This window comes from Streptomyces sp. NPDC093261 (assembly GCF_044753645.1).
Taxonomy (GTDB): domain Bacteria; phylum Actinomycetota; class Actinomycetes; order Streptomycetales; family Streptomycetaceae; genus Streptomyces.
In genome coordinates, this window is the sequence record NZ_JBIVNO010000007.1 from 86,189 (window position 1) to 107,589 (window position 21,401).

20 protein-coding genes and 1 riboswitch are annotated in these 21,401 nt (G+C 72.1%); of the genes, 3 read left to right on the plus strand and 17 right to left on the minus strand.

Translation table 11 applies throughout. The features are described from left to right. Positions 1 to 285: 285 nt before the first annotated feature. The 13 genes from ACIP94_RS17360 to ACIP94_RS17420 all read right to left on the minus strand — a co-directional run bounded on the left by ACIP94_RS17360 (position 286) and on the right by ACIP94_RS17420 (position 13,996). The gene (locus tag ACIP94_RS17360) at positions 286 to 1,227 is read right to left on the minus strand and encodes an exopolyphosphatase (protein ID WP_402425851.1); all 942 of its coding nucleotides are present in this window, start codon (positions 1,225 to 1,227) and stop codon (positions 286 to 288) included. Next, positions 1,224 to 1,919, minus strand: coding sequence for a DUF501 domain-containing protein (locus ACIP94_RS17365; RefSeq protein ID WP_402425853.1), 696 nt, complete (start codon positions 1,917 to 1,919; stop codon positions 1,224 to 1,226). Before ACIP94_RS17365 ends, ACIP94_RS17360 begins: the two co-directional genes overlap by 4 nt. A 55-nt stretch (positions 1,920 to 1,974) precedes the next feature. Then, positions 1,975 to 2,451 carry a septum formation initiator family protein gene (locus tag ACIP94_RS17370; protein ID WP_402425855.1) on the minus strand — a complete coding sequence of 159 codons (477 nt, stop codon included), beginning with the start codon at positions 2,449 to 2,451 and terminating at the stop codon, positions 1,975 to 1,977. A 100-nt stretch (positions 2,452 to 2,551) separates the two neighbouring features. Beyond that, positions 2,552 to 3,838, minus strand: a complete 1,287-nt coding sequence (gene eno / locus ACIP94_RS17375) for a phosphopyruvate hydratase (protein ID WP_234511722.1) — start codon at positions 3,836 to 3,838, stop codon at positions 2,552 to 2,554. Between the two features lie 322 nt (positions 3,839 to 4,160). After that, complete coding sequence (locus ACIP94_RS17380) at positions 4,161 to 4,856, minus strand: transglycosylase family protein (protein WP_402425857.1); 696 nt, start codon at positions 4,854 to 4,856, stop codon at positions 4,161 to 4,163. Positions 4,857 to 4,860: 4 nt separating this feature from the next. Further along, positions 4,861 to 5,028, minus strand: a riboswitch (cyclic di-AMP (ydaO/yuaA leader). Between the two features lie 198 nt (positions 5,029 to 5,226). Beyond that, positions 5,227 to 6,345, minus strand: coding sequence for a transglycosylase family protein (locus tag ACIP94_RS17385; protein ID WP_402425859.1), 1,119 nt, complete (start codon positions 6,343 to 6,345; stop codon positions 5,227 to 5,229). Positions 6,346 to 6,523: 178 nt separating this feature from the next. Next, positions 6,524 to 7,843 carry a cytochrome P450 gene (locus tag ACIP94_RS17390; RefSeq protein WP_402425861.1) on the minus strand — a complete coding sequence of 440 codons (1,320 nt, stop codon included), beginning with the start codon at positions 7,841 to 7,843 and terminating at the stop codon, positions 6,524 to 6,526. A gap of 68 nt (positions 7,844 to 7,911) precedes the next feature. Continuing rightward, a complete protein-coding gene (locus tag ACIP94_RS17395; RefSeq protein WP_402425863.1) occupies positions 7,912 to 8,994 on the minus strand; it encodes a nucleoside triphosphate pyrophosphohydrolase in 1,083 nt (360 codons plus the stop codon). A gap of 91 nt (positions 8,995 to 9,085) precedes the next feature. After that, positions 9,086 to 9,739, minus strand: coding sequence for a SurA N-terminal domain-containing protein (locus ACIP94_RS17400; RefSeq protein WP_402425865.1), 654 nt, complete (start codon positions 9,737 to 9,739; stop codon positions 9,086 to 9,088). Between the two features lie 184 nt (positions 9,740 to 9,923). Beyond that, positions 9,924 to 10,751, minus strand: a complete 828-nt coding sequence (locus ACIP94_RS17405; protein ID WP_402425867.1) for a glycoside hydrolase domain-containing protein — start codon at positions 10,749 to 10,751, stop codon at positions 9,924 to 9,926. A gap of 261 nt (positions 10,752 to 11,012) precedes the next feature. Beyond that, positions 11,013 to 12,743 (minus strand): insulinase family protein, encoded by a 1,731-nt coding sequence (locus ACIP94_RS17410; protein ID WP_402425869.1) that lies wholly within the window; start codon positions 12,741 to 12,743, stop codon positions 11,013 to 11,015. 38 nt (positions 12,744 to 12,781) lie between these two features. Next, positions 12,782 to 13,738: a hypothetical protein gene (locus ACIP94_RS17415; RefSeq protein WP_402425871.1), complete on the minus strand. Its 957-nt coding sequence runs from the start codon at positions 13,736 to 13,738 to the stop codon at positions 12,782 to 12,784. A 105-nt stretch (positions 13,739 to 13,843) separates the two neighbouring features. After that, positions 13,844 to 13,996, minus strand: a complete 153-nt coding sequence (locus ACIP94_RS17420; protein ID WP_402425873.1) for a hypothetical protein — start codon at positions 13,994 to 13,996, stop codon at positions 13,844 to 13,846. 11 nt (positions 13,997 to 14,007) lie between these two features. On the opposite strand from ACIP94_RS17420, the gene ACIP94_RS17425 reads away from it, so the two are divergent. After that, positions 14,008 to 14,451 (plus strand): hypothetical protein, encoded by a 444-nt coding sequence (locus tag ACIP94_RS17425; RefSeq protein ID WP_402425875.1) that lies wholly within the window; start codon positions 14,008 to 14,010, stop codon positions 14,449 to 14,451. A gap of 15 nt (positions 14,452 to 14,466) precedes the next feature. On the opposite strand, the gene ACIP94_RS17430 is transcribed toward ACIP94_RS17425, so the two are convergent. The 3 genes from ACIP94_RS17430 to ACIP94_RS17440 all read right to left on the minus strand — a co-directional run bounded on the left by ACIP94_RS17430 (position 14,467) and on the right by ACIP94_RS17440 (position 18,870). Continuing rightward, complete coding sequence (locus ACIP94_RS17430; RefSeq protein ID WP_402425877.1) at positions 14,467 to 15,990, minus strand: protein kinase; 1,524 nt, start codon at positions 15,988 to 15,990, stop codon at positions 14,467 to 14,469. Then, positions 15,987 to 16,550, minus strand: coding sequence for a hypothetical protein (locus ACIP94_RS17435; RefSeq protein WP_402425879.1), 564 nt, complete (start codon positions 16,548 to 16,550; stop codon positions 15,987 to 15,989). The genes ACIP94_RS17430 and ACIP94_RS17435 overlap by 4 nt, the downstream gene beginning before the upstream one ends. A 280-nt stretch (positions 16,551 to 16,830) precedes the next feature. Beyond that, positions 16,831 to 18,870, minus strand: coding sequence for an N-6 DNA methylase (locus ACIP94_RS17440; protein ID WP_402425881.1), 2,040 nt, complete (start codon positions 18,868 to 18,870; stop codon positions 16,831 to 16,833). Between the two features lie 267 nt (positions 18,871 to 19,137). On the opposite strand from ACIP94_RS17440, the gene ACIP94_RS17445 reads away from it, so the two are divergent. Together ACIP94_RS17445 and ACIP94_RS17450 are read left to right on the plus strand one after the other, a co-directional pair. Then, positions 19,138 to 19,419, plus strand: a complete 282-nt coding sequence (locus tag ACIP94_RS17445) for a hypothetical protein (protein WP_402425883.1) — start codon at positions 19,138 to 19,140, stop codon at positions 19,417 to 19,419. Between the two features lie 181 nt (positions 19,420 to 19,600). After that, positions 19,601 to 20,350: a hypothetical protein gene (locus ACIP94_RS17450; RefSeq protein ID WP_402425885.1), complete on the plus strand. Its 750-nt coding sequence runs from the start codon at positions 19,601 to 19,603 to the stop codon at positions 20,348 to 20,350. Between the two features lie 84 nt (positions 20,351 to 20,434). Here ACIP94_RS17450 and ACIP94_RS17455 read toward each other — a convergent pair whose 3' ends face one another. After that, positions 20,435 to 21,196 (minus strand): HNH endonuclease family protein, encoded by a 762-nt coding sequence (locus ACIP94_RS17455; RefSeq protein WP_402426247.1) that lies wholly within the window; start codon positions 21,194 to 21,196, stop codon positions 20,435 to 20,437. Between the last annotated feature and the right edge of the window lie 205 nt (positions 21,197 to 21,401).

The window sequence follows — 21,401 nt, forward strand, 5'->3', positions numbered from 1 at the left end:
CTCGCCGGAGAGCCCTGCAAGGGCCGTTCGGCCCCCCGAATGGCCCAATGGACCCATGGCGTCGCCCAGCGGGGGCGATTTCCTTGTGAAGAACTTCACGAACTTTCTCGGCGGCGCACCCCCGGGGGACCCCGCAGGCCCCCTCGGGCGCGCTCATACGCTATCGAACCTGCTCAGGAGAGGCTACCGATGAGTAGGAAAAATCCCGCCGCGCCTCTCCCGACGGCCCGTCAGAATCCGGGCGACAACGCCATGCGCCGCCCTCGGGCTGCCCCCATGGGCCCCCTAGGCGATCGACCACGCGATGCCGTCGAGGATGTCGTGCTCGCTGACCACGACCTCGGTGGCGCCGATCCGTTCCATGATCGCGAGCAGGACGAGGGCGCCCGCGCCGATGACGTCCACGCGTCCCGGGTGCATGGAGGGGATCGCCGCCCGCTCGGCGTGCGTGCACCGGAGGAGCCACTCGGTGATCTCGCGGACGCGGTCCAGGGAGATGCGGGAGTGGTGGATCCTCGCCGAGTCGTACTCGGGGAGGTCCTGGGCGATCGCCGAGACGGTGGTGACCGAGCCCGCGAGGCCGACCAGCGTGTGCGCCTCGCGCAGCGGCACGGTCCGCTCCACCAGGTCCAGCGCGGCCTCGATGTCGGACCGTATGGCGGCGATCTGCTCCTCGGTGGGCGGGTCCGAGACGACACCGTGGTGTACGAGGTGACGCTCCGTCATACGGACGCAGCCGATGTCGACGGACAGGGCGCCCTCCACCCGGTCGGCGCCGACGACGAACTCCGTGGAGCCGCCGCCGATGTCCACCACCAGATAGGGCCTGGCCAGGTCCTCCCGGCCCGCCAGCTCCCTGGTCGCGCCCATGAAGGAGAACTCCGCCTCCTGGTCGCCGGAGATGACCTCGGGCTCGACGCCGAGGATGTCCAGGACCCCGCGGACGAACTCGTCCCGGTTCTCGGCGTCCCGGGAGGCGGACGTGGCGACAAAGCGCAGCCGTTCGGCGCCGTAACCCTTGATGATCTCCGCGTACTCACGGCAGGCGGCGAACGTGCGCTCGAGTGCCTCCGGGGCCAGGCGCCCGGTCCGGTCCACGCCCTGCCCGAGCCGGACGATGGTCATGCGACGGTCCAGCTCCACGAGTGCACCGGTGGCCGGGTCGGCGTCCGCCACCAGGAGCCGGATGGAGTTCGTACCGCAGTCGACGGCGGCGACGCGTCTCACTGGCCCTGCTCCTTCTCCCCGGACCGGTCCTGCACGGGCTGTTCCCGCACGGGCTGTTCCCGCCGGGGCTGCTCCTGCGCGGGCCGGTTCTTCCCGGAGACGGGGGTGTGGACGGGCTGGACGGCGAACCAGCCGGTGTCCGTCGTCTCCACCTCCCACTCGTCGCAGGACGGCGGCCCCGCGGCCGTCACACACGACCCTTTGCGCCACCACTCCGGCAGCATCGCGATCGCCTCGTCGCCGAGCGGGTTGACGCCCGGCCCGGCGGCCAGCGAGTGGGCCACCAGCACATGCAGGCACTTGACCCGGTCCGGCATGCCGCCCGCGCTCGGGAAGCCCTCCAGGACCTCGATGGCGTCGCGGCGGGCGATGTAGTCCTCGTGCGCGGCGCGATAGGCGGCGGCCAGCTCCGGGTCGGTCGCCAGGCGCTCCGTCATCTCCTTCATGACGCCGTTGGCCTCCAGCGTGCCGATCGCGGAGGCGGCACGCGGGCACGTCAGGTAGTACGTCGTCGGGAAGGGGGTGCCGTCGGGAAGCCGCGGCGCCGTCTCCACGACGTCGGGCTGCCCGCACGGGCAGCGGTGCGCGATCGCGCGCAGCCCGCGCGGTGCGCGGCCCAGCTGCTGCTGGATGGCCTCGGCATCCGCGTCGGTGGGCTCGGTGCGCGGGGTGGGCGGCGGGGGCGTTTCCATGCGGTACGAAGTCTCTCTTGTGTCTCTCGTGTGTCTCTGTCGGGCTCTGGCGGGCTCACTCGTCGGACGCGTCGGCCTTGTCCACCCCGTCCCAGACGCCCGCGTACCAGGGGCGCGCGAAGGCCGTCCGGTGGGCACGGGACTGCCTGGCCGGATCCGGGTCGACCACGATGAACCCGGTCTCGCCCGGCATCACGTAGTGCAGCCGCTGCCGGATCTGCTGCTCGGCGTACGCGTCGTCCTGCCAGCGCGCCTTGAGGTCGCGCAGTTGCTCGACCCGGTTGCGGGCCTCCTGCCGCTGCCGCTCCAGGTCGGCGATCTCGGCACGCTGGGAGACGTACTGCCGTATCGGGTAGGCGAGCGCCACGATCAGCGAGCACAGCACAAGGGCGAGCAGGGCGGCCCGGCCGGTGAGCCGCGAACGGCGGGCCTGCCGTCTGGTCTGGGAGCGGTAGACCCGGGCCGCCGTCTGCTCGCCGAGCAGCCGCAGCCTGGTCGCGGTGGAGAACCGGTCACGGTCCTTCACGGCCATGTCCTCCGCCTCCCCTTCACACGTGCGTACGTCCCCGCACACGGTACGGGACCGCGTACGGGGACGTACGGACGACTGGCTAAGGCGTTGCCGTGCGTGCTCAGCCCTTGAAGCGCGGGAACGCGCTGCGGCCGGCGTACACCGCGGCGTCGTCGAGGATCTCCTCGATGCGCAGCAGCTGGTTGTACTTGGCGACGCGCTCGGAGCGGGCCGGGGCACCGGTCTTGATCTGGCCGCAGTTGGTGGCGACGGCCAGGTCGGCGATGGTGACGTCCTCGGTCTCGCCGGAGCGGTGGGACATCATGCACTTGAAGCCGTTGCGCTGGGCCAGCTCGACGGCGTCCAGGGTCTCGGTCAGCGAGCCGATCTGGTTCACCTTGACCAGCAGGGCGTTGGCCGCGCCCTCCTCGATGCCACGGGCGAGGCGCTCGGGGTTGGTGACGAACAGGTCGTCGCCGACGAGCTGGACCTTGTCGCCGAGCTTGTCGGTGATGACCTTCCAGCCGGCCCAGTCGTCCTCGAACAGCGGGTCCTCGATGGAGACGAGCGGGTAGGCCGCCACCAGCTCCTCGTAGTACTCCGTCATCTCGGCGGCGGAGCGCTCCTTGCCCTCGAAGAGGTACTTGCCGTCCTTGTAGAACTCGGAGGCGGCGACGTCGAGCGCGAGGGCGATCTGCTCGCCGGGGACATACCCGGCCTGCTTGACGGCCTCGAGGATGAGGTCGAGGGCCTCACGGTTGGAGCCGAGGTTCGGGGCGAAGCCGCCCTCGTCGCCGAGGCCGGTGGACAGGCCCTTGCCCTTCAGCACCTTCTTGAGGGTGTGGTAGACCTCGGTGCCCCAGCGCAGGGCCTCGGAGAAGGACTCCGCGCCGATCGGGGCGATCATGAACTCCTGGATGTCCACGTTGGAGTCGGCGTGCGAGCCGCCGTTCAGGATGTTCATCATGGGCACCGGCAGCAGGTGCGCGTTGGGGCCGCCCAGGTAGCGGAAGAGCGGAAGGTCGCTGGCCTCGGAGGCGGCGTGGGCCACGGCGAGGGAGACGCCGAGGATGGCGTTGGCGCCGAGGGAGCCCTTGTTGTCGGTGGCGTCCAGGTCGAACATCGCCTGGTCGATCAGGCGCTGCTCGGTGGCGTCGTAGCCGACCAGCTCCGGGCCGATCTGCTCGATGACCGCGAGGACGGCCTTCTCGACACCCTTGCCCTGGTAGCGGTTGGGGTCGCCGTCACGGAGCTCGATGGCCTCGAAGGCACCGGTGGAGGCGCCGGACGGAACGGCGGCACGACCCGTGCTGCCGTCGTCGAGGCCGACCTCGACCTCGACCGTGGGGTTGCCTCGGGAGTCCAGGATTTCCCGGGCTACGACGACGTCGATGGACGGCACGAGCATCTCCTTCGTGGATGTGACGCTGTTGGTGCGGGGCTGGTGTGCCTTGCGCCTAGAGCCTAACCGCCCAGGGGCGGCGGCCGGCCGACCGACCGTCCCGTGGACAGGGTGACGGTACCCATTGTTCCATCACGGAACAAAGAGGGGGTGACGAAGGAGGGACGCGGAGGCAAAGGGGACGCGGAAGCAAAGAGCCCCGCTCCGGTACGCGCGGGGGAACACGTACCGGAGCGGGGATCCCGTGGGGACGGGGGCGGCCCTCAGATGACCCCCACGGCGGGGGTCACGACCGGGCGGACGCCGCGGGACGGCCGCCGGACGGCCGTCACTTCAGGTGCAACTGCTGGCCCGGGTAGATGAGGTTGGCGTCCTCGACGATGTCCTTGTTGAGCTGGAACAGCTTCTTCCAGCCGCCCTGGACATGGTGCCTCTCGGCGATCGTGCTGAGGGTGTCGCCCTTGACCACCTTGTACTCGCCGTCGCCCTTCTCGACCTTCTTGCCGGTCGGGGTGGTGACGGTCTTCCGGGGGGCCGGGCGCTGCGCGGAACGGTTGGCCGTCTGCTGCTCGGTCGAGCGGGTGGTGGCGCTCTTCACCGAGTCGCCGGAACCGGTGGAGCTGCCCGCGGAGGCCCCGGCGCCGTTGTAGGGGGCGCTGGTCAGACCGGTGCCGCAGACCGGCCAGGCACCCTTGCCCTGACCCGCGAGGACCTTCTCGGCGACGGCGATCTGCTGGGCCTTGGAGGCCAGGTCGGCGCGCGGGGCGTAGGCGGTGCCGCCGTACCCGGCCCAGGTCGAGTTGGTGAACTGAAGGCCGCCGTAGAAGCCGTTGCCCGTGTTGATGGACCAGTTGCCGCCGGACTCGCACTGGGCGACGGCGTCCCACTGGGTGGCGGTGGCGGCGGAGGCGTTGCCGGCCGCCATCAGCGGAGCGGCGACGGCGGCGCCGGCGACACCGGCGAGCGTGATGGCGCGAACGGCCTTGGACGGACGGCGGTGCTTGCCCTTACCGGAACACAGCATGGTTCGATCCCCTCACCGACGCCTGCGAGGTGAGCTGTCGGGTTCGGGCCGGTTGAGTTGCCCGGCCGCGCGCCTCCCCGGCGCGCGGCTCCACCCCTAGCCGTCCCCGGTCAACTCCCGGGCCCGGCACTTACCTTGGGTCCCCCGCTCCTGCCTACGGCGCTTGACGCGTCGACTGTTCCCGTACGACCGCTGGCAGGATTCGGCGTTGCGACCGTCGGGGCCCGCTGTGGCGAGCGGTCACGACCGTAAGCAGTCGTCACGCCGAATTTCAAAGACGATCAGGGCTTATGAGACTCATATCTCACTCTCGCCAAACCGGACATTCAGCGCGAAGCGGGGCGTGAAGTGTCCGCGTTCAGGCGGCAGTTCAGGACTCGTCCCCGGACGACCCGGCGGTGACCGCAAGGCTCTGACCGGGCCTGATGAGGTTGGGATCGGCGCCGACCGTCTTCTTGTTCGCGTCGTACAGCGCGACCCATCCGCCATGGACATCAAGGGAGTCGGCGATACCCGCCAGGCTGTCTCCGGGACGCACGGTGTAGGAGTCGTCGACAGTCTCGCGCCCCGTGGCGGAGCCGCGCGAGGCGTGCCGGCCGGCCGACTCGCCGCCGGGGCCGTACGCGCCAGCCTCGTCGGCGCTGTCACCGCGGTGGCGGCCGGCACTCGCGTCGGAAGACGCCCCACTCTGCCCGACCTTGTCCAACTCGTCGCTCTTCGTCGTGGCCGAGAGCGCACCGAGGAGGCTCTGGGGTCCGTCGGAATCGTCGCCGTCCCCGGTCGCGTTGCCTGTCGGCGTGGATGGCGAGGAGGAGGACGGCGAGGACGACGAGGGGAGCGAAGGCGAGGACGGCGACGAGGAGGACGACGGCGACGAGGAGGACGAGGACGACGATGGCGACGCGGAGGAGGAGGGCGACGACGAGGACGACGACGTGGCAGGGTCCGACGCCCCGGAGGAGCTCGCAGAACCGGGCGACTGGGACGACTGGGAGGACTGGGGTGTGTCGGATGATTCGGACGGCCCGAAGCCGACCCCGGAGTCCGAGAAGAAGACGGCGCCGCCACCGGAGGAGTGGCCGCCCACGCCCGTGTCCACGTCCGCGGCGGCCGAGTCCTCGCCCAGCCCGGAGACCACGCCGCACTCCCCCCAGGCGGAGGCGCCCCGGTGGTCGAGGATCTTCTCGGCGACGGCGATCTGCTGGGAGCGGCTCGCCTGGTCGGGGCTCGGGGCGTAGTCGAGCCCGCCGTACTTGTCCCAGTCCTCCTGCGTCAACTGGAGCCCGCCGTAGTGGCCGTTGCCGTGGTCGGCGCTCCAGGAACCGCCGCTCTCGCACTCCGCGACCCGATCCCAGGTCGTACCGCTGGCGGCGCTCGCACCGGTGGCGGCCAGGAGTGGGATCGCGATCGCTGAGCCCGTGACCCCTGCGGCGACGAGGAGAGCCGGAGCCTGGCGGGGGCGTCGGTGCCGACCGTTCCCGGAGAGCATGCGGTTGCCTTTCACACGACAGCAGTGACCAACGCGGCGGCTGTGGCGTACCGCCGCGTTGCTGCGTGAAGGTATCCGCACTCGATCACTTGTCACAAGTTAATGCAGCGCAGATCACGTGAAGATCACGGAGTTGAGAAAATGTCACCTTTCTGTGACCGTCGGCGTGTTCGCCACCTCAGACAACGGCACCGCCGGTACCGCGGTGATCTTCCCGCCGAACCGGGGTGAACTCCACGGGAAGTGTGCGCAATCCGCGCATAATGAGCCCACCGCGCCAGCGCAAATCGGCTGAATCCACCGCGAGTCGTAGGTCCGGGAGACGGGTGAGGAGCGTGGCGAGCGCGGTCTGGCCCTCCAGGCGGGCGAGGGGGGCACCGAGGCAGTAGTGGATGCCGTGTCCGTAGCCGAGGTGCTGATTGTCACGGCGGGAGAGGTCGAGGACATCGGGATCGGCGAACCGCTCCGGATCCCGGTCCGCGGCGGCGAGCACCACGAGGACGGGATCGCCGGCGGCGATGTCCTGCCCGCCGATGGTGAGCGGCCGGGTCGCGAACCGCCAGGTGGCCAGCTCGACCGGGCCGTCGTAGCGCAGGAGTTCCTCGACGCCGGTCTCCAGGAGATCCCTCTCGCCCCGGGCGAGCGAGGTCTGGAGGCGGGAGCGCTGCCCGGGGTGGGTGAGGAGGGCGTACGTCCCGTTGCCGATGAGGTTGACGGTGGTCTCGAACCCGGCGAAGAGCAGGATGAAGGCCATCGCGGCGGCCTCGTTCTCGGTGAGGTGCTCACCGTGGTCGGAGGCGCGGATGAGCCCCGAGATGAGGTCCTCTCCCGCCCCGGGCATCTCGGGCAGGGCCGCGCGCTTGCGGTGGATGAGGTCGGCGAGGTAGCCGCGCATCTTCTTCACGGACCGCGCGACCCCGCCCCGGGGGCCTCCCCCGTGCCGGATCATCATGCCCGCCCAGTCCCGGAAGTCGTCCTGGTCCTCACGGGGGACGCCGAGCATGTCGCAGATCGCGTAGATGGGCAGCGGGAAGGCGAACTCGTGGATGAGATCGGCGGACCCGCGGTCCGCGAACCGGTCGATGAGCTGATCGGCCAGCTCCTGCACCCGGGGCGCGAACTCGGCGACGCGGCGGGGTGTGAAGGCCTTGGAGACCAGCCGGCGCAGCCGGGTGTGGTCCGGCGGGTCGATGTTGAGCAGGTGCGTCATCAGCTCGGCCTTGCGCTCGCCGGGGATGCCGGTCTTCCCCTTGGCGTGCGCGGGCTCGTCGTGGTGCGCCGGGTTCTTGCTGAGCCGCTGGTCGGCGAGGGCCTGCTTGGCGTCGGCGTGACGGGTGACCAGCCAGGCCTCCACACCGCTCGGCAGCCGCGTCCGGTGCACGGGCGCGTGCTCGCGGAGCCAGGCGTAGGCGGGGTAGGGGTCGGCGGCGAACTCCCAGGTGAAGAGTTCGGGCCCGAGGGTGCAAGCGGGGCGGGCGGGCTGGTGCTGGTCGGTCACCCCCCGACGGTATCCACGGCCGCCCCGCCCTGCCAGGCCGGTCCTCGACCCCAGGTCTCCGGCGGCTCCTACGCCTCCGAGCCGAGACCCCCCGCCCCCGGGCCCGGCTCCCCGGCCTCCGGCTCCGTCTCGGCGGTCTCCGGCCCGAGCCCCTCGGCGGCCCGTACGGCGTCGCGGTAGGCGCGGGCGGCGGCGCGCAGGGCCGCCTCCGGGTCCACCCCTTCCGCCTCCGCGTGCACGGCGAGCGCCAGCAGTTCGTAGCCGATGCCCTCGCCCTGCGGGAGCGGCACGACAAGGCCCGCCGAGCGCACCCGGGAGGACAGCTTCGCCGCCAGGGCCAGGCCGGGCTGCCCCAGCGGGACGCCCTCCGTCACCGAGGTGCGCCGCTTCTCGATGGCCTTGGTGCGCAGCCAGTGCTCCTTGACCTCCTCCGGCGTCGTCGCGGTCTCGTCGCCGAAGACATGCGGATGGCGGTGGATCAGCTTGGCGACGATGCCGCCCGCCACGTCGTCGATGGAGAAGGGGGCGTCCGGGTCCTCCTCGGCTATCCGGGCGTGGAAGACGACCTGGAGCAGGACGTCGCCCAGCTCCTCGCGCAGCTCCTCCCGGTCGCCCGCCTCGATCGCCTCGACCAGCTCGTAGGCCTCCTCGATGCCGTACTTGGCGAGGCCCTTGTGGGTCTGCCGCGAGGACCAGGGGCACTCGGCCCGGATGCGGTCCATGACCTGCACGAGGTCGAGCAGGCGGGAGCCCGGGAGGTCGTAGGAGGCGGGGAGCAGCTCGAGCTCCGGCATCCGCACCCGCCCCGAGCCCGCCAGCCGGGCGAGGCCGTCGGTGAGCTGCGGCTCGCCCTCGCCGGTCGCGACGACGACCACCGTGCGGCCGCCGGCGCAGGCGTCGACCAGCTCCTGGGCGCTCGGAACGCCCTGCTCGACGGCTATGCCCGCCTCGCGCAGATACGGCAGCTGCGGGTGCGCGCCGTCCGCGCACAGGACCCGGTCGGCGTCGCGCAGCGCCCGCCACGCGGGCCAGGACAGCAGTCCGGGGGCGACCCGGTGGCTGGTGGTGAGCAGGACGACCCGGCCCGGGGCGGCGGATGCCTCCGCGTCCCGGCCCTGGTCGGGGGCGCCTTCGAAGCTGGTTGCGTTCACCCTTCGAACGTAACCCACGCCGCCGACGGCCCCGGAAGTTTTCCACAGAGGGGCGGGCGGCCCTGCCGGGCTCCGGTGCCGGGCATCCCCGCTACGCCGTCTGCCGCGCCCCGGCCGCCGTGGCCTCCTTGACCCAGGGCGTCTTCGCGTCGACCCGGCTGCTCTTCTGCACATCCCAGGTGCCGTAGCGCGGATTGACGTCGATGTTCAGTTCCTTGGACGCCTGGGCCATCGCCTTCCAGAACGTGGCCTTGCCGTCCGTCGTGTTCATGTCGGCGCCGATCGCGGCGGCCAGCTTCCGGGCCTCGACCTCGGTGCGGAGGTTGTCGTCGAGGCGCCGGGGCGCCACCCCGTACTGGTCCAGCCAGATCGACTCCAGCGACCGCGCGCCGCCCGCCTGCTGCTCCAGGCTCGTGCGCATCTGATCGACGTCCCGGCGGCTGACGGACACGCCCGCGTCCCTGGCCGCGCGGTCCAGGACCCGGTCGAGAACCAGGCTGTGCAGCGTGTCGCGGGCGAGGCTGCTGGTCCGGGCGATCGTCTGCTGGTACTGGGTGTCGTCCGGGGTGGCGGCGCGCTGCGCGGTGCGCACCTCCTTCACCCGCCCCTCCAGCTGGGCGACCGTGATCCGGTCGCCTCCGACGACGGCCGCGGCACCCGGGTGCTCGGTTTCACCGCATGCGGTGAGGACGGGGGCCGCGACGAGGGCGGCGCTGACGGCGATCGCGGTGCGACGGCGGTGCAAGGTGGCCTCCCGAGGAGATTGTGCGACGGTGCACAAGGTCTTGCGGTGATCGATGGTAGGCAGTGGCCCAGCTCCGGCCAACCCGTATGACCAACGATTCACCGGGACTTCGGGCACCGTCGTCAGGTGCGCACCCCTCGTTCTGCCGGGAGCCCGGCTGCCCGGGCCCCGCTCCGGCCGCGGTTCAGCCGGTGATGGCGACCGGTGCGTCCCAGGCGTCGCGGTCCACGGTGAGCGTGTAACCGCCGCGGGTCTCCTTGCTGTTGACCATGTACTGGTGGCCACGGCTGTGGTTGGTGTACTGGGTGGAGCCCCAGGGCCAGTCCGTGGTGGTGGTGTACTTCTTGTCCCACAGGGCGTACCAGAGGTTGCCCGGCAGATCGGTCTTGTCCTTCGCGGTGGCGATGGCCTTGGCGCTGGAGCTGGTGAAGCCGTAGAAGCCCGCACGGTACGTCTTGGCGTGCAGTTGCTTGTCGAAGGCGCGCACATACGCCAGCACGGCGTCGTTGCACGACGTGTTGGTGGTGTCGTACGGCTCCATGTCGAGGTAGATCGGGCTGCCGGCCTTGATGCCGAGCGCCGACGCCTTGGCCACCGCGTCCGAGGCGTCGCTCGTCCCGAGGGAGGCGGCGGTGGAGGCGGTGAGTTTCTCGGGGTTGGAGCTGGTCTGGCAGGGCGGCTGGGCGCCGACGTAGAGCGGGATGAGCTTCCAGCCGACGGAGCTGACCGACTTCACCCAGGACGCCGTCAGGTTCGGCTGGTTGCAGCCGCGGTTCTTGCCGCCGACGTACACGGCGGCGGCACCGTAGAAACCGTCGTGCCAGCCCTTCATCGCGGACAGCGACGGCGCGGTGCAGGTGTCGAAGGCGTGTCCGGTGAACGTCTTCTGCGCGGGCCAGGTCGTCGCGGCCATGGAGGTCTGCGCCGCGATCCCGGCGCCCGCGACGACGGCGGCCCCCGCCGCCGCCCACGAGATGTATCGGAACTTCTTGGACTGCCGGTGGCCGGCCATCCCCACCCCATTTCACGACAGGCGGCACGCACGCGGCGTCCGCCGGAAAGAGTCCCTTGGGTCCCCGGCAGTGGCGCGCGTCGGCGCGGCAGCGTCCGTGACGGTGTCCGCACAGACATCCGAGGATGGCTGAAACCTACACCCGATTCAGGGCACCACCCGACCGTGAACTCGGTTCACACTGGCCAACTTGATGAACCTTTGACGATTCAGAGAGCTGTGCGTGACCTGTGCGCTGTCCGGCCCCGGTCGCGTGCCGCCTCACACCCGCCGGGTGCGCCGCAGAATCCGCACGGCGGGCCAGGCCGGCAGGGCGGCGACGCCCCACAGGAAGCCCGCGATGGCCGCCCACTCGCCGGTGGTGGTCTCCGGATCGCCGGCGCCGAACACCGTGAACAGAAGGGCGAGGAAGGCGAAGAAACCGCCGAGGAGACCGAAGACGACCAACGCGGCCGTCTGCCGCCCGGTGCGCCGGGCGGGAGCGGACCCGGCGGACGTCCCGGCACCCGCCTCGGGCGCCCGGGCCGCCTGCGGGGCCGGCCGCTGCTGCCGGGCCGGCAGCCACACCACCGCATGGGGCGGTACGGCGGCGTCGACGGCCGCCATGGTGTGCGCGTCCACCCCGTACAGCCCCGGCTCCACCTCGATGACCAGTCCGTCGGTGCCGACGAGCCGCCGGCCACCGTCGGGCCAGCTCAGCATCGCGGCGCAGGCCCGGTAGTGCACGGTCACCGCCTCCTCCGCCCCGTCCTTCGCCCGGGCCGTCAGGCTGATCCCGTCGTCCCCGACCACCAGCGCGGTCCCGTCACCGCGCACCGAGGCGAACCGGCGGCCGGTCACCGCGTACGGCGAGCTGGTGGGGGCCTCCTTGTACCCGGCCCAGTCCGCGCTGTGCCCCGCCGGCACCTGGAGCAAGGCCGTCCCGGCCGCCTCCAGGGCCACCGTGTGCAGATGCCCCGGCGTCACCGCCCACAGCTCCGACCGGAGTTCGTCGATGCTGCGCACCGGCCGCCCGGCCAGCAGGTCCTCTGCCGCGCCGGGCAGCCGTCGCACGGCCGCGTCGGGTGCGGTGAGCCCCCCGTCGACCCGGGTGCGCACCGCCTCCAGGTCGGCCTGGCCGATCCGGCCCACCTGGAGCGCGGCGAGGACGTCGACGAACCCGCCGAGCACCGCGTCCTGTTTGGCGGGCAGGGCGTCCGCGAAGGCGGTCACCAGGGCGAAGCCGTCGCGGCGCGAGGCGTAGTCGGTGGCGGCCGTGTAGGAGTAGCCGCCCTCCTGGCGCAGCGCGCGGGAGAGTTCGCGCTCCAGCACGCCCGCGTACAGCCGTGCGGCGGTGGTGTCCTTGACGACGGCGTCCAGCAGGACACCGCCCTTGCCGTCGGAGAAGTAGGCGGGGGTGGCGGGCAGCGCGGAGGTGACGGCGGGCATGGGGCGCCGCCCACCGGCGGGCAGTCCGAGGCTGAGTCCGGCCGGCAGCCGCTCACCGGCCACCCAGAGCGCGGCGTTGCCCCGGGTGAACCAGGTCCGCGCCCACTCCCGTACGTCCTCCGGGCCGAGGCCCCTGACGCCCCACTCCGGATAGCTGACCAGGCCGTGCCCCTGGGCCCCGTAGCGCCACAGCGGGAGCTGCCCGACGTCGCGCCGGGACTCCTCGGTGCGCAGGATCTCCTTCTCGGTCTCCAGACGCTCCATGGGCAGGTCGGCCAGGGAGGCGCAGACGCCCTGGAGGTAGGCCACGACCTCGTGCTCGGCGCCCTCCACGTGGAAATGGGTGAAGGCGGCCTTGGTGGCGCCGTTGAAGTGGTAGTCGGCCAGGCCCTGGCGGTGCAGGGCGAGGTGCTCGACGAGGTGGGTGACCCCGGCCCGGCCGAGCGTCTCGTCGGCGACCCCGACGCGGAAGACGAGTCCGGCGCGCACGGGTCCGGTGCCGTACGCGAAGAGGGTGGGTATGCCGTCGACCTCGGTGGGGTGGATGGCTGCCTGGGGGTTCATCGTCGGCCTCTGTTCGGCGTGTTCGTCGTCATGGCGGCTCAGCCTCGGGCGAGGGCGGCGTCGCGGTGTTTGACATAGGCCGCGGTGGCGTCGCCGCCCAGATCGGCCCACGGGTACTCGGAGGCGAGATTGCCGAGCGCGCGGAAGCAGACGGCGGCCCGTGCCAGGTCCCCCATGAGCGAGAACACCGCGGCGAAGTAGCCCTGGACGGCGATCCAGCCGTAGTCGCGGCGGAAACCGGGATGGAGCGCGGACCGTTCGGCCGCCTCGACGAGTTCTGCCCGCACCGGGGCCTGGCGCAGATACTCCTCGCGCTCACCGCCCCGCAGAGCGAGCCAGTGCTCCATGTGCACCTCGGCCACCAGCCCGCCGTTCACGGCGCCTTCCGGTGCGGCCAGCAGGCACTCCCGGGCGAAGGTGTGGGCCGCCTCCCAGTTCCCGCCCCACTTGGGGCAGAGCTTCTGGAGCAGCCGGCCCTGCGCGCTGAAGTGGTGCGGGTGGTGCGCGGCCAGCCGGTCGTAGCGGCGTCGCGACTCGTTCTGCCCGAGCTGCAGGCCCATGGCCGTGGTGAGGCGCTCGGTCCAGGCCGCGTCGAACGACGGGTCGAGCGCGGTGGCCCGGATCAGCAGTTGCTCGGCCTGGCGCAGATGGGCGTGCAGTCCGGCGAACTGCTCCCGGCTGACCTGCTTGGCGGGCGCCGCGGTCCGGATCTCCCAGCCGATGCGCACCTCGCGGGCGCCGAGGACGGTGAGGGCGAGCACGTCGTCGGGTGTCGCGGCGAGGATCTCGCGCATCCACCGCTCGATTCCGGCCACCTCGGACAGCACACCGACGGCGAAGCTGCGGTTCGTCTCCCGCGGCAGCCCGTCGAGGTACTGCCGTATCGACGCCCAGTCCCACGCGGCGGCCGCCTGCCGCAGCCAGGTGACCTCGGGGAAGGCGGAGGCGACCTGGAAGTCGGGAGGTGGCGTGGCGGAGACGGAAGCGTGCGGCATGCGGCGGATCCTAGGCGAGACCCGTGGCCCTGCCACCAACTGGGGAAACGCGGCCCCGAGCAGGGCGAATCACTACCGACGCTTGACCGTTTTCCTTCTGCCTGTTCACTCGACGTTAACCATCCGTCCGTAGCGTCCGCCCGTCTCGATCACCACCGTGATCCGCGCGCCGCTCTCGCCGGCCCTGCTCACCGATTCCCTGCCGAGCGCCTGGTGCGCGTGCGGCAGCCCGCGCGGCCCCACGCCCCTCTTGCTCACAGGAGTTCCTCATGACCCTCAACGCCCGCCGCGCCAGGCAACTCCAGGAAGCCGTCGCCCCCTTGCTCCTGCAGGGCGAGCAGGTGGAGATGACGACCCTCGCGGGCGTCGGGTCGGTCTCCGTGCGCAAGCAGGCGCTCACCGCGGCCGTGGTCGGCGTGCTCAGCGCGGGCACCGTGATGGCCACGGTCACGCCCCGCCCGATGTACATAGCCCTGACCGACCAGCGCGTGCTCTTCTTCGACGGCAACCGCGGCGGCAAGCCCGGCAAGCTCATGCTCAACCTGCCGCGCCCGTATGTCTCCGCGGGCGGCTCGAAGAAGGCGTTCCTGGGTCTCCAGTACGTGACCCGCCTGTCGGTGGCCGGTCAGGAGCAGGGCCTGAAGGTCACGTTCCCGGTCCAGCACCGCGGGGACGGACCGCGGTTCGTGTCGGCGCTGCCGGTCACGCGCTGAGGGGCGCCGGCCGGGTCAGCCGCGGACCTGTCCCAGCCACTGCAGCGTCCGCCGGATGTCCCCGGCCAGCGGATGCCCAGGGCCGCGCAGACGTTCGACATCGTGCAGCAGCCGTACGAGAGTGTCGTGGGCGGCGGCGCGGTCGCCGAGGGCGAGCAGCAGATGGCCGATGCGACGGCGGACGTCATGGGCGAGTTCCGGGTCCCCCGCGACGTACTGGTTCTCGTAGTACGGCAGCAGCGCCCGGTACTCGGCCAGCGCGGCCGCCGGTTCGCCCAGTTGCTCCAGGCACTGCGCGATGTCGTAACGGAAGCGCAGGCACTGGGGGTCGGCCTGGCCGGCCTCGCTCGCGCGTTCGTCGGCGAGGCGGCGCAGTTCGGGCAGTGCGCGCCGGTACTGGCCGTCGTCCATGAGGGTGGCCGCGTACTGCTTGCGCAGACTGCGGACGACCGGTGAGTGCTCCCCGTGCCGGGTGGCCGCCGCCGGGAGGATCGCCCCGAGGATGTCCACCGCCTGGGTGATACGGCCCTCCCCGAGGAGGCGCTTGACCTCGTCGACGGCGCCCGCGACATCGGGCTTCGTGACCGCCGGCGCGGCCTGCGGCTGGGGCGCGGGAGTGCGTGCCCGGTCCGGCCAGGGGGCGTGGGGACGCAGAAAAGGGCGCGTGGGGTCGAGGGGGGCTCCCGACGGCATGCCGCGAGCGGGCAGGAGCGGAAGCAACTGCTCGTAGGTCTCCTGGGCCGAGGCGGGGCGGTGCTGAGGGTCCTTGGCGAGCAGCCGCAGAACGAGCGACTCCAGTGCCTCGGGCACTTCGGGACGCAGCCGGCGCACCGGCAGCGGCGGCTCGTACAGATGGCGGTGCAGCACACCGAGCGCGGTCGAGCCCGCGAACGGGACGTCCCCGCTGAGGAGTTCGTGCATGAGCACGCCGAGCGCGTACAGATCGGTGTACGGGCCGACCGCGCCGCCCATCGCCTGCTCGGGGGCCATATAGGCGGGCGAGCCGATCGGGGAGCCGGTGTGGGTGAGACGGGTCGTGTCCGTGTCCATCACCGACGCCACACCGAGGTCGAGGACGGTGACCGTGCCGTCCTGCTTGACGATGACGTTGCGCGGCTTCAGGTCACGGTGGACGATCGGCACCGCGTGCACGGCGGACAGCACCGCGCACAGTTGCGCCGCGACCGCCACCACCCACGGCCAGGGGTACGGCTCGTGCTCGGCGAGGTGGTCGGCGAGGTCGGCCCCGTCGACGTACTGCATCACGAGGTACAGCTCCTCGCCCTCGCTGCCCGCGTCATGGACGGTCACCAGGCCGGGGTGGTCGACCTGCGCGGTGACCCGGCACTCGCGCATGAACCGGCGGCGCAACTCGTCGGCCTCCTGGCCCGCGACCTTGTCCGGCCGCAGCAGCTTGACCGCCACGCGCCGGTCCAGGCGCTGGTCGTACGCCGTCCAGACCTGGCCCATGCCGCCCTGGCCGATGAGGGTGGACAGTTCGTAGCGCTGTGCGACGATGCGTCCGGCCGTCGCGCTCATCTGCCGTCCTCGTGCCTGCGCAGGTAGTCGCTCAGTTCGTCGAGCTCCGCCCGGACCTGGTCGATGCGGGCGGGCGCGGGGCGCTGCGGCTGCGGGGACGGCGGCCCCGGCAGATAGGGGTTCGGGGGGGTCGGCGCCGGCGGGACGGCGGGGTAGGGAGCCGCGGCGGGGTAGCCGTAGCCCGGCTGGGACGGTGCGTAGGCGCTGGGCTGCGGGGGCGTCGTGCCGGTGGGCGGCGGACCGTGGTGGTGACGTATGTCGAACACCACGAAGTACGCCCCGCTGACGGCACCGAGGATGAGCACGGTGGCGAGCGCCGCGTCCCCCCTGGGGTCGCTCTCCGGGACGGAGCCGACAACCGCGAGGCAGCCGATGGACAGGGGCACGCTGATCCAGGCCAGAACCCAGTCCGCCCATCTGCCGCGCAGCATGGCGACCCGGAACAGCGGGACACACGCGAGCAGTCCGCAGCTGAGGAAGCCGGCGATGGCGAACAGCACCCGCAGGGTGATGACCGTGCCCGAAGTGCGGGTGGGCGGCGCCGCGCCGTGGCCGTGCATGACTGCTCCTGGGACCCGATGAGGACGGACGTACGAGTGTCGACGTCCGAGCGTATAGCCCGGCCCCGACAGACGGTCCGGGTTGTACGGAACCGTAGTCGTACCGGATCCGAGGAGCGGGCGGGGGCCACGTGACGGGGCCGGCGCGACGGCCTGCGCATCCGGCGTGCCTTGAGTCCGGTGCGGCGGCCCGGGCCTCCGGCGGTCGTCAGTCCGGCGCAGCGGCCAGGACCTCCGACGGTCGTCAGTCCGGCGCGGCGGCCAGGGCGTCCGGCGGTCGTCAGTCGGGCGCGACCGTGCCGTCCGTCAGCCCGTCGTACAGGCCGCGGACGAGCTGGTCGCCGAGGCGGCCGGCCAGGCGCAGGGCGTCCTCGAACCCGGCGAGCGCCCGGAACCGCTCTCCGTAGCGGCGCTGCTGCTCCAGTGGGAGCCGGGGCAGTTGGAGACGGCGCACGTCGAGCCGGGTCGCGGTGGAGGCATAGCTGCTGGCCTGCCGGTTGTTGGCGGTGCCGCGCAGGAAGCCGGCGAGGAACCAGGGGTCGAGCGCCGCCGGGTCCGGGCGCAGCAGCGTCAGATTGCGCCCGAGTGCGGCCCCCGCGGTCGTCGCGTCGATCACGCGTGCGACGGCACCGCCGCCGAGCACGGGCACGACCACGTCGCCCTCCGCGACGAGGACCGGTCCCTCCCCGGTCCCGGGCAGGGTTCCGGAGGGTGCGGTGCCGGCGAGGACGTCATGATCGGTGAGCACGCGCGTGTGAGGCCCGTTTCCACCGGTGCGCATCACCAGGGCGCCGCTCCGGGCGAGTTCACCGACGGTCGTCAGCGGCCAGCGGGTCTGGTCCGTGGTGTCGTGCGCGGGCGGATTGAGGTCGACGGTGAGCCGGAGGGTCTCGTCGAGACGGGCGCGCAGGGCCGTGAGCTCCTGGGCTCCGCCGCCGACCGAAGGCGGCGGGAGATGGCGGGCGGGGGCCAGGTCGACGTCGTCGTCGAGGAGTTCGATGACCGGCACGGACCGGCTCACGCCCGGAACCTGCGGTGCGGTGCCGGTCCGGGCGAACGGGCGCCATGCCCCCAGCACGGCGTCCCGCACGGCCGGCCAGTCCGGACCGCCGCCCCCCTCGGGGCCGAGCGCTCCGGCGTCCGTGAGCAGCACCTCGGGCTGCGCGGGAGCCATCTCGGGCCGGCGCAGCACCCATAGGTGCAGCGGGATGTTGTACGGGGGCGCCGCGCCCACCGGCAGGGCGATCACGGCGCGCAGGGCACCGCGTCGCAGCAGGTCGGCGCGGATACGGCGGCCCGAGCGCCGGGAGGCGGCGGCGGGCGGCATCAGCAGCACGGCGGTGCCGCCGTCCCGCAGCCGGGCCAGCGCATGCTGCACCCAGGCGAGTTCGGACTCCGTACGCGCCGGGAAGCCGTACTCCCAGCGGGGGTCGTAGGCGAGTTCGTCGTGGCCCCAGTTGCGTTCGTTGAACGGCGGATGGCACAGCACGGCGTCCGCCCTGAGGGTGTCGAACGCGTCGGCCCTGAGGCTGTCGCCCGCAGCCGTGCGCACGACGGCCCTGGTGTGCAGGGTGAGGCGCAGTCCGGTGAGCGCGGCCAGCCCGGGATCGCTGTCCTGGCCGCGGAGTTCCTGTCCGCCGGATTCCGGGGCGGGCGTCGCGGCGACGGCGCGCAGCAGGGCGCCCGTGCCGCAGGCCGGGTCGAGGACGCTGCGGGCGGGCCCGACGAGGTCGGCCATCAGGGCGGCCAGGCCGGCGGGGGTGAGCGTGTACTGGCGGGGGTTGGCGTCGAGGTGCCGGCCGAGCAGGAACTCGTACGCCTCCTGGGCGCCCACCTCCGCGGCGAGATCCGCTGCGCCACGCAGCAGCGGGGCCGACGGGAGGAGTTCCGCCGGCGTCGGGAAGGGCACGGCGGGCGGGCGGAGGATGCCGAGGCGGGGGGTGAGCACCTGTTCGAGGGCGGTGGGCAGCAGTGCGGCCAGGCGGGCGTCGGAGCCGGCGCTCGCCTCCTGCCAGACCGTGGGCCGGTCGCGGACGAGCACGAGGACACAGCCCGCGTGGACGAGCGCCGTGACGGGTCCCTCCGGGTGGCCGGCGACCTGCTGCCACACACGCTCCCGCAGGGGCACCTCGGCGAGCTTGCCCTGCCGGCGCAGCCAGTTCTCCACCTCCGCGAGCGCGAAGGAGGGGCTGGTCTCGGTGCCCCCCACCGGCTTGGGGAAGTCGGTGTGCCGTCGGCGCCAGTTGCTGACGGCGGCACGGCCGACCCCCGCGAGCCGGGCGATTCCGGCGGCGGTCACCTCTGTCCCGTTGTCCTGCACCCGCCCGGCTCCCCTCTGCCCTGTGCGGCACCGTCGACGTCCAGCGCCCCGGTCTCGGCGCCTTCGGCCGTCGGTCTGCTCTCAGCTCTGGTCTGTGGCGCCGAGCATACCGAGATGCGCAAGATCCACCACTTCACGCCCGTGTATAGAACCCTCCGCCGGATTCGTGTTGACTCGGTTCACAGCCTCTGATCTTATTGATGCCGTGAACGGGCGACTTCGCCGCAGCGGCGAACGCCCCGAACAGGGGAGGGAACAGCCGTGGCCATGAAGGGCAGACTCGCGCTCGGGGCCGTCGTCGGCCTCGTCGTCATCGGCACGGTCTCGGCCAACGCGGACAGAGTGGACAGGGAAAAGGCGACCCGGAACGACAACGGCACGCCCCCGTCCCTGTCCGCCGGCCGGCACCCGGGATCCATGTCCGGGCACACGGGCGGGGACACGTCCGGCCGTACGGTCAGGGACACCTCCGGCCCGGGCGGGGCCATGTCCGGCCGCACGGGCGGGGACGGCGGCGCGCCGGGGACGCCCCGGGCCACGGCTCCCTGACCGGGAGGCCCCCCCGCACCGCGCCCAACTCTCCCCTCGCGTACCGTCTCCGCGCACACCACCGCACGTGCCTCCCCGCACGTGCCTCCCCGCACATGCCTCCCCGCACGGCACTCACCGCACGCGCCTCGTCGCGCCGCACGCCATCGCACCGCACGCCACTTCACCTCAAGGAACTCTCATGCGTCGCACCGCTCTTGCCGCCCTCTGCCTCGCCGCCGCGGCCACCGCGGGACTCACCGGCTGCCTGCCCGGCCAGAACTCGGCGGACGACAAGCCCAAGGGGCCGTTCGCCGGACTCACGGGCGGCGACATCGCCGACCGGGCCATGAAGGCCACCACCGGTGCCACGTCGCTGCGCATGACGGGCGATGTCCGCGACGACGCGAGCAGCGGCACCATCCGGATCGACATGGCCCTGAACAAGAACGGCGAGTGCGCCGGCACGATGGCCCTGGGCGGACAGGGCAAGGCCGACCTGATCAAGACCGGCGACACCGTCTACATGAAGTACGACGAGGCGTTCCTGCGTGCGCAGGGCAAGGGCGACTCCAAGTCGGACACCGACGCGGTCGTGGCCCTGATGGCCGACAAGTGGACCAAGATGGCGGCGAAGGGGAAGGACGCCAAGGACATCGCGGGCTTCTGCGACCTGGACTCGGTGCTGGCCGACGCCAAGAACGTGAACTCCGACGCGACGCGGGGCGCGACGGCCACCGTCGACGGCACCCCGGCGATCGTTCTGCACGAGAAGGACGGCAAGGACCGTTACACGCTCTACGTCGCCACCCAGGGCAAGCCGTACCTCCTGAAGGTCACGAGCACCTCCAGGAAGGACCCGGGCACGATCAGCTTCACCGACTTCGAGAAGCCGGTTCCGGCAGACGCGCCCAAGGGCAAGGTCCTGGACCTGGACAAGCTGGGCGGCTGATCGGCACGGCCGGCCCGCCCCCGTGTGCCGCCCGTGCGGTGGCGGACGGGGGCGGTGCTCCCGTGGGACCGTCGGTCCGGCGGGTCAACCGCCGCACTGCTCCAGCATCATCCGCTTGTCGGCCGCCGTCACGGGAAGCTCGTACTTCAGTGACACCTGGGCGAAGCGCACCGAGTAGGCGCAGCGGACCTGCTTGTTCGGAGGCAGCCAGGTCGCCGGACCGGAGTCGCTCTTGGCGCCGTTGGCCGGTCCGTCCACCGGGATCAGATTGAGCGGATCGTTGGCGATGTCCTCACGCTTGCCCTTCGTCCAGTGGGAGGCGCCCATCTGCCAGTCGTAGGACAGCGGCATGACATGGTCGATCTGGACCGTGGTGGCATGGGACTTGGTCCACTCGATGGTCTTCGTGGTGTACGGGTCGTGCAGCGTCATGGACACCACGACGCAGTTCGACCCCGACCTGAACCGAACGTTCTGTCCATCCCTCTTGAGAAGGTCGTTCCGCGAGTCGCACCCGTTGTGGGCGAAGGGGATGCCACCGGGGGCCGAGTCCATCCACGCGTACCCGAACTCGTCCCGGGCATAGCCCGTCTTCGGGCCGCGCCCCTTGGTCGACACCTTCCCGATCAGTGCCCGCGCCTTCGCCCGGTCGCCATCCGAGGTGATGGCCGCGAGTCCCGGCTTCGTGCCGTCCGGGTTGTCCAGCGGGCTGACGGCATGACCGTCGCCGGCCCCGGCCACTGAGGAACCGGAGGGCGAACCGGCCTTGGGCACATCGATCCCCTGACAACCGGTCACCGTCATGGTGAACACGACCAGGGCGGCGGCGACGAACCCACCCCTCATCTGCAGCACGCTAAGCCCTCCCCTTGCCCCTGCCATTCGTCCGGGCCACCGCGCGCCGGCGCGGCGTGCCCGGTCTCACGGTAGCCGCCGGTACGTCATGCTCCTACGACTGCCCCGTGGGCGACCGATGCACGCCGGGCGTGCGGCCGGTGGTGAGCCGGCCGAACACTTCCCGAACCAGGGCCCGAACTGCCGTCCGAACCGC

Bases quoted from the DNA above. Each gene is read 5' to 3' on its own strand.
- ACIP94_RS17365 (WP_402425853.1), bottom strand. From the start codon at position 1,919: ATGGAAACGCCCCCGCCGCCCACCCCGCGCACCGAGCCCACCGACGCG.
- ACIP94_RS17370 (WP_402425855.1), bottom strand. From the start codon at position 2,451: ATGGCCGTGAAGGACCGTGACCGGTTCTCCACCGCGACCAGGCTGCGG.
- eno (WP_234511722.1), bottom strand. From the start codon at position 3,838: ATGCTCGTGCCGTCCATCGACGTCGTCGTAGCCCGGGAAATCCTGGAC.
- ACIP94_RS17380 (WP_402425857.1), bottom strand. From the start codon at position 4,856: ATGCTGTGTTCCGGTAAGGGCAAGCACCGCCGTCCGTCCAAGGCCGTT.
- ACIP94_RS17385 (WP_402425859.1), bottom strand. From the start codon at position 6,345: ATGCTCTCCGGGAACGGTCGGCACCGACGCCCCCGCCAGGCTCCGGCT.
- ACIP94_RS17405 (WP_402425867.1), bottom strand. From the start codon at position 10,751: ATGGCCGGCCACCGGCAGTCCAAGAAGTTCCGATACATCTCGTGGGCG.
- ACIP94_RS17410 (WP_402425869.1), bottom strand. From the start codon at position 12,743: ATGAACCCCCAGGCAGCCATCCACCCCACCGAGGTCGACGGCATACCC.
- ACIP94_RS17415 (WP_402425871.1), bottom strand. From the start codon at position 13,738: ATGCCGCACGCTTCCGTCTCCGCCACGCCACCTCCCGACTTCCAGGTC.
- ACIP94_RS17425 (WP_402425875.1), top strand. From the start codon at position 14,008: ATGACCCTCAACGCCCGCCGCGCCAGGCAACTCCAGGAAGCCGTCGCC.
- ACIP94_RS17430 (WP_402425877.1), bottom strand. From the start codon at position 15,990: ATGAGCGCGACGGCCGGACGCATCGTCGCACAGCGCTACGAACTGTCC.
- ACIP94_RS17435 (WP_402425879.1), bottom strand. From the start codon at position 16,550: ATGCACGGCCACGGCGCGGCGCCGCCCACCCGCACTTCGGGCACGGTC.
- ACIP94_RS17445 (WP_402425883.1), top strand. From the start codon at position 19,138: ATGAAGGGCAGACTCGCGCTCGGGGCCGTCGTCGGCCTCGTCGTCATC.
- ACIP94_RS17450 (WP_402425885.1), top strand. From the start codon at position 19,601: ATGCGTCGCACCGCTCTTGCCGCCCTCTGCCTCGCCGCCGCGGCCACC.
- ACIP94_RS17455 (WP_402426247.1), bottom strand. From the start codon at position 21,196: ATGAGGGGTGGGTTCGTCGCCGCCGCCCTGGTCGTGTTCACCATGACG.